At 37.8% G+C, this 6,498-nt stretch carries 7 protein-coding genes; 6 read left to right on the forward strand and 1 reads right to left on the reverse strand.

Features of this window, described 5'->3' with window-relative positions; translation table 11 throughout:
- Positions 1 to 241: 241 nt before the first annotated feature.
- Positions 242 to 835 carry a TetR/AcrR family transcriptional regulator gene (locus V7659_RS17330; protein WP_335541052.1) on the reverse strand — a complete coding sequence of 198 codons (594 nt, stop codon included), beginning with the start codon at positions 833 to 835 and terminating at the stop codon, positions 242 to 244.
- 184 nt (positions 836 to 1,019) lie between these two features.
- On the opposite strand from V7659_RS17330, the gene V7659_RS17335 reads away from it, so the two are divergent.
- The 6 genes from V7659_RS17335 to V7659_RS17360 all read left to right on the forward strand — a co-directional run bounded on the left by V7659_RS17335 (position 1,020) and on the right by V7659_RS17360 (position 6,026).
- Positions 1,020 to 1,460, forward strand: a complete 441-nt coding sequence (locus V7659_RS17335) for a PaaI family thioesterase (protein WP_335541053.1) — start codon at positions 1,020 to 1,022, stop codon at positions 1,458 to 1,460.
- A 537-nt stretch (positions 1,461 to 1,997) separates the two neighbouring features.
- The gene (locus V7659_RS17340; RefSeq protein WP_335541058.1) at positions 1,998 to 3,434 is read left to right on the forward strand and encodes an MFS transporter; all 1,437 of its coding nucleotides are present in this window, start codon (positions 1,998 to 2,000) and stop codon (positions 3,432 to 3,434) included.
- A gap of 114 nt (positions 3,435 to 3,548) precedes the next feature.
- The gene (locus V7659_RS17345; protein ID WP_335541054.1) at positions 3,549 to 4,361 is read left to right on the forward strand and encodes an SDR family NAD(P)-dependent oxidoreductase; all 813 of its coding nucleotides are present in this window, start codon (positions 3,549 to 3,551) and stop codon (positions 4,359 to 4,361) included.
- A gap of 223 nt (positions 4,362 to 4,584) precedes the next feature.
- Positions 4,585 to 4,773, forward strand: a complete 189-nt coding sequence (locus V7659_RS17350; RefSeq protein ID WP_335541055.1) for a hypothetical protein — start codon at positions 4,585 to 4,587, stop codon at positions 4,771 to 4,773.
- 27 nt (positions 4,774 to 4,800) lie between these two features.
- Positions 4,801 to 5,640, forward strand: coding sequence for an MBL fold metallo-hydrolase (locus V7659_RS17355; protein WP_335541056.1), 840 nt, complete (start codon positions 4,801 to 4,803; stop codon positions 5,638 to 5,640).
- Positions 5,641 to 5,876: 236 nt separating this feature from the next.
- Positions 5,877 to 6,026, forward strand: a complete 150-nt coding sequence (locus tag V7659_RS17360) for a hypothetical protein (RefSeq protein ID WP_335541057.1) — start codon at positions 5,877 to 5,879, stop codon at positions 6,024 to 6,026.
- Positions 6,027 to 6,498 lie beyond the last annotated feature (472 nt).

Genomic DNA, 6,498 nt, shown 5'->3' on the forward strand with positions numbered 1-6,498 from the left:
TCCATACTCAAAAGCAACTAGAGGGAATATTGACGTTACGCTTCAGGTTGTTTAATATAGCATCGAATTAGATGGTTCGAATTTATTATAAGTATATAAGCCCAATCAAGGACAGAGGGATCTACAATTTGTCTTAAACCAACAAAGTCTAAAAATTAATACTAAGAATCATATTAAATGCCTCAGAATAATCTCTGGGGCATTTAAATCATTTTGAGCTACTAAATAGAAGGAAGCGTATCTAAGGAGTTTCAAATTTTGAAAGGTAGTCTTTTAAAAATCCAATCGATCGATTTATATAAATGGTGTCGTTATATAGCTTTGTCATCATAAGAGATCCTTCAATAGTAGATATAATAATTGTCGTTACTGTTTCCGAATCTATTGTAGAGACTATTTCACTATTTCTTATCCCATTTCGAATAATTTGAAGGATCATAGAATAAAGGTCATTCATTGCTTTTTTAGTCGCATCACGTAACGCTGGGTGCGCATCATCGGACTCGATTGCTGCATTAAGAATTGGGCAGCCGCCAGGAATAGGCTTCCCTTCTGCTAATAACAAAAAGACTTCAAGAAGTGCCTTCAATTTTTCAATGGATGTATTTTTGCTCCTAATTGCTTCTTGAAAGTTTGTGGACATCGTTTCAATAGAAAATGAAAATGCATCCAAAGATAGTTCTTGCTTGCTATTAAAGTGATTATATATCCCTCCTTTTTCCAGACCAGTCTTTTTCATTATATCTGTAATGGAAGTTGCCAAGTATCCCTGGGTATTTAGAAGTCCAGAGGCCTTTTCAATAATCATCTGTTTTGTTCGTTCTCCCTTACGCATTTTTAACCCTCATTTACATAAAAATTATAAAAACCGAACAGTCTTTTTTAATGCAAGTATAACCTTTTATATCATTTAAATCATCCATTTTTTTAGAATATTCAAATCTTATTGACGACTATAACTAAGTTTAGTGTATAATAAAAAACAGACCAGTTTATATTTTTTTATTGGAGGGATTTATATGAACGAGAGAAATTTAAATATGCAAAAAATAATTAATCGCGAGGTTCCGCCGCCACCTATTGCCAAGTTAATTGGAGCAGAGTTGTTACAAATTGAAGAGGGTAAAGCAGTTTTTGAATTAGAGTGTAATACGGAGAAACATGCAAATCCTATGGGAACAATCCATGGAGGAATACTATGTGATCTAGCCGATATGGCAATGGGCGTAGCCTTTTCAAGTTTGTTAGAAATGAATGAATCCTTTACGACTGTTGAACTTAAAATCAATTATTTGAAACCGATTTGGAATGAAAAAATTACAGCAAAAGGGGAGGTTATAAAGAAAGGAAAAACGATTGGGCTTATCAAGTGTGATGTTTTTGATGAAAGTGGTTCATTAGTAGCCCATGCTTTAAGTACCTGTATGGTCCTTCGTGGTGAAAAATCAGTAGGAAGATAAAAAGTGCCAAGTAGAGATTTTAGAATTAGACGGTGAATTATATATTAAAGCAGAAAAACGTCGATTTGAATAAAGCAGGTAAGTTCGGTCTCCAATGAACTGGGAAGAGGAGAGTAATTCTGCTCTTATTGGCTTGACACTTACCTACTAGTAAGTTAAAATACAGTAGTGGAAATTGAAATACACAAATTTTAGGCCTGGCACTAAAACTTATTCCGGAAAAGAGTTATGTTGCCATAAGTTTTGATGATTTCTCCAAACAGCAGGGGTAAATAAGGCAACCATTCACTATCATTTTGAAAAAATAGAAGATTTCGGAGTTGCCGTTACCGATAAATCAGTAGCTTATACATTTCTGTCATGGATAGAAGGTACTTTGCAAGATTAACGCATGTTAGTAAAGGATGTATGATCTCAAGTTCTGAATCAAATAAACCGTCTTTTTAAAAAAAAAAAAGGCGGTTTTTCTAGGAATATAACTTACCAACTAGTAAGTAAAATAAAATTGAGAAAGTAGGAATTTCTAAAATGAAAAGAATGCTTTGGGTTTATCTTATAATGTCCTGCTGTGCAACATTTATTACACCGTTATTTCCTTTGTACAGTGAACATTATCAATTGAATAGTCTGCAAATTACGATTTTGTTTGCCGTTTATGCCGCTATCCTACTGCCGACACTGTTTGTTGTAGGAGCCAAAGGGAGCGCCTGGGGATTGAAGAGGGTGCTTCGCAGCAGTATATGGATTTCTATTGCCTCTACATTGCTCTTTCTAGGCAGTTTTGATGTTTGGATGCTCTATGCTGCAAGAATATTGGAAGGTATTGCATATGGCTCTTTTACAGGTACTGCCGCTGCATTTTTAATAAAACAAATCTCTCCTAATAAAGTAAGTACAGCTATCAAGTTATCAGGAGCAACGGTACTCATCGGATTTGGCCTAGGTCCAGCTATTGCTGGTTTAATTTTGCAATATTTACATCTGCAGCCGCTTAGAGTACCATTCTGGTTTTTACTTGTAATGTTAATTACTTCTTTAGTAATTCTGGAAACTCTTCCTAAGCATGAGGATTCCCTCATGCAGAAACCGGCTAAGACTAAGATATCACTTGGAGTGCCTAATAGTATCCGTTCACATTTTTGGTCATTTGCTGCACTGCCGATCTTTACTGTTTTCACAATTCAAGGAATTGCGTTATCCCTAATACCTTCTTTCGTCAGAAATGTCATTCACACTTCAAATCTTGCCTTTTCAGGGATTATAATCTTGTTGCTTCTTGGAGGAGGGGCTTTGGCTCAGTTCGTTCCTTGGCCGAGTCATCCAGTCTCACGGATGCGCTTTGGAATCTTACTACTTGCTATTGGATCATGGGGCATTGTATTTTCTGGTCTGACAGCGAATTTATTTTTGGTATGGGCCAGCATATTCATTCAAGCAATTGGCGGTGGGTGGACGTTTCAAGTTGCTTTAAGGTTTGCCAGCCAGTTGCCGAAACCGGAAGAACGTCCGCGAGTCATTTCGGCATTTTATTTATGCGCCTACTCCGGATTCATAATTCCTCCTATTGGAGTCGGAGTGCTGACTCAATTTTTTAGCTTGAACTTCTCATTGATTATTCTAAATTTGTTTGCTGCGGTAATTGTTATCTATGTGTTGATTTATTCAATCAGATTTAATCGTTATTATTCTAAATATTCTAAAGTTACATCAACAGAGAAATCCATGCAAGATTTTATAAATTGTCACAATGAAATGGAAGAAATGCTGGAAATTTTAAGAGAGAATGTAAAAATCCACGGCTCAGAGAGCATACAAGCCCAAATTGCGAATGAAAATTTCCAAGCAGCGAATCAAATATTACAGTTACTAAATGAATTCACTAAAATAGAATTCAATTCAAATGCGGAGCAAATTATGGAATTTTCAAAATCACTAGTTGTAAATATAAAGGAAAATTTCGGGAGGAAATATTAAAGAGCAAAAATTATTAAATTCAAAAAGCAAAAAGTTATTGATCGATCGCTGTCAAGTTTTGTCATCAAAGCGGAGGATCGGATCTGAATAATTAAAAAGGGAGAAATGATTACGATGAGTAAAGTATGGTTTATTACAGGAACTTCGTCAGGATTCGGACGGCAATTTGTGCAGCAGCTGCTTCAAGCAGGAGACAAAGTGATCGCAACGGCACGCAAACTTGAATCTATTCAGGATTTTAAAGAACTGGCACCGGATCGTGTTCACCTAGCAGCTTTGGACGTGACAAATAAGGCACAAATTCAATCCGCCGTTCAAGAAGCCGTTGACGTTTTCGGGAAAATCGATATTGTGGTGAATAATGCCGGATACGGACTGTTCGGAATGATGGAGGAGTATACGGATGAACAAATCCGGAAGCAGTTCGACGTCAACGTGTTCGGTGTACTAGATGTCATCCGAGCAACACTCCCCATCTTTAAACGTCAAGGATCGGGCCATTACGTTAATTTTTCATCCTTCTTCGGAACTTGGTCCATACCTCCGTACAGCATATACGCTGCATCCAAGTTTGCAGTTGAAGGCTTCTCCGAAGCGTTCGCGCAAGAGTTCGCAGGTTTCGGGATCAAGACGACAATCGTGGAGCCTTCCGTGTACGCAACAGAGTTTTTTGGCGAATCGATGCAGCATACCGAGAAGAAACAAGAATATGCTCTGCTATATGAAGCATACGAGAAAGGTATGTCGAACATCAAGACCGGCGACCCGGCAAAAGCAGTGGAACTGATTATTTCCGTTATAAAAAGCGACAATTCGCCGCTTCGTTTGGCAGTTGGATCTCAAGCTGCATATACGATTCGCGAAGCTTATACCAAACGGCTTGAAGAAGTCAACACATGGTTTGAGCGTTCGACTGAAGCTGACTAAATTGAATAAAAGGCTGAAACACAAGCGGCGGTCTTAGACTTTCTTTTTAGGGTCATTTACCCGTCGCTGTTTCTTTGTTATGGATCATTCTAAAAACATTAATTTCATCAGACATCAGATTATGTTTCGTCCAAAGCCGCGAACGATCGGTAAGGAATTAATTATTGCAAAACAGCCTTAACTTACTTACTAGTAAGTAACGAACGAGAAGGGGCAGTCACCATTGAAAGCAAGACAACCAACTCAATCTGAAGTAGAGTTGGAAAACCATATTTTAAAACTAAAAACAGACACGTTGTCACTCATCGTATCTGGAGAATCTTTAGCCCGCATACTACATGTAATTGAAAAATACTGCTGCTATTTATTGGGTATGGATGGGTTTTCAGTCATTCCTGGGGTTATCGTATAGTAAAAATAAAATTTAAGGATGATTAAAATGTCAAACTTACAATTCGCTGAATTATGCGTAAAACGTGCCGGTCTCACAAGAAACCTACCAAAAGGAAAAGAAGAACTTCAATGGGTTTCCAATACTGCTACTTTAATTTATGGAGAAAAAGACGCAGTTTTAGTGGATACTTTTACTACAATTGGACAAAACCAAAAATTGATTGATTGGATAAAGACTTTTGATCGTAACTTAAAATACATCTATATCACGCATGGTCACGGCGATCATTTCTTTGGAATCAAACAAATAAAAGAGGCATTTCCCAATGTTAAAGCACTAGCAACAAAAGGATCTGTTGAAGTGAGTTATAAACAAGGAAGTCCAAAACATATTGAAAGTTTTTGGGGTAAATTATTCCCTAATCAAATTCCTCAACCCCAAGTTTTTCCCGATGTGATCGATTCAAATTCTTTTGAACTTGAAGATCATAGGTTGGAAATCATTGAAGCTGGATTTACGGATACAGCAAATACAACGTCATTATGGATTCCAGATATTGAATTACTGGTGGCAGGTGATGTTGTTTACAACGGAATCCATCAGCATCTAGCTGAAACAACAGAGAGTTCTCGACTTGAATGGATCCTAGCGATCGATGGCTTGAAAGAATTAAATTCTAAATTTGTTATTGCGGGTCATAAAGTCCCTGAAAATGATAATAACCCAAAAATTTTGGATGAAACTAAACAATATCTGTTAGACTTTATTCGTTTGGATAAAGAAACAGACAACGTTTTAGATTTATACAATGCAATGCTTGATCTTTATCCAAATCGAGTAAACCCTGGAGCGCTTTGGGGTTCAGCAAATGCTGTCAAAGCTTAATTAAAAGGGATCTTCGTTAGTTTTAAAATGCACATTAGCTGTACAATGGCGGTCATAAAAAGAGCCTTTATTTTAAATAAAGCTTACAAAGCTCTAGAACCCTTTATTTTGTAAACTAATACTTTCAAACTATTGAATAGGAGTGATTGAGATGGATAAAACAACAGAGCGACTGGGAAACCGCATTCGCGAATAAGTCTGAAACCGCATTTGCCGAGGCATTCGCATGAGGTGTAATGTTCGAAGCCACAGTATTGAACGCCCCTATCACTGGGCGGGAAAACGTTCAGAAGGTGTTGGGAGAAGCCAGCAAAATCAATGAAAGCTTGACGTTTACGAGAAGTACGACTGCCGGCCTTCAGGAGTATAAAGAATGGGAAGCATAGACATTTGACGGCGTACATCTCAAGCGTGTCACTGTACTTACGCGCAACGAAAATAAAGCAATCGCGCATATTGCGATACATCACCGCCCTCTGGGAGGCGCATTGAAGTTTTCCGCAGTGTTAAGAGATCGCCTTTCCGGCGAGGTTGACTCATCTTACTTTTATTCCGAGAAAGGTGAATAAGGGCATCGGAGTGGTAAACCGGGTTACTGCGGACGACAAACTGCTTGATGAGGCGATGAGCTTTCAGTTTATAGGAAAGTAAAGTTCGAAGCTGTTATTTATTTTTCAAAGGAGATGACTGTGGGCGAGCAGTCCACACTTCCTTTTAATCATAGAAGGAGTTAACCTGTTATGAATAAACAATCGGGTTTTACAAGAAATAATGTGGAAATAAATGCTGAAGGAATCATGCTCAGAGGATGGATTTATTTGCCGCAAAGCGAAGATAATAAGCCGATACCGGCCATTG

Origin of the sequence: Neobacillus drentensis, from assembly GCF_036966985.1 — a bacterium.
Classification (GTDB): domain Bacteria; phylum Bacillota; class Bacilli; order Bacillales; family Cytobacillaceae; genus Neobacillus; species Neobacillus drentensis_E.

Excerpts from the sequence above, each read along its gene's own strand:
- V7659_RS17330 (WP_335541052.1), bottom strand. The coding sequence starts at position 835 with ATGCGTAAGGGAGAACGAACAAAACAGATGATTATTGAAAAGGCCTCT.
- V7659_RS17335 (WP_335541053.1), top strand. The coding sequence starts at position 1,020 with ATGAACGAGAGAAATTTAAATATGCAAAAAATAATTAATCGCGAGGTT.
- V7659_RS17340 (WP_335541058.1), top strand. The coding sequence starts at position 1,998 with ATGCTTTGGGTTTATCTTATAATGTCCTGCTGTGCAACATTTATTACA.
- V7659_RS17345 (WP_335541054.1), top strand. The coding sequence starts at position 3,549 with ATGAGTAAAGTATGGTTTATTACAGGAACTTCGTCAGGATTCGGACGG.
- V7659_RS17355 (WP_335541056.1), top strand. The coding sequence starts at position 4,801 with ATGTCAAACTTACAATTCGCTGAATTATGCGTAAAACGTGCCGGTCTC.
- V7659_RS17360 (WP_335541057.1), top strand. The coding sequence starts at position 5,877 with ATGTTCGAAGCCACAGTATTGAACGCCCCTATCACTGGGCGGGAAAAC.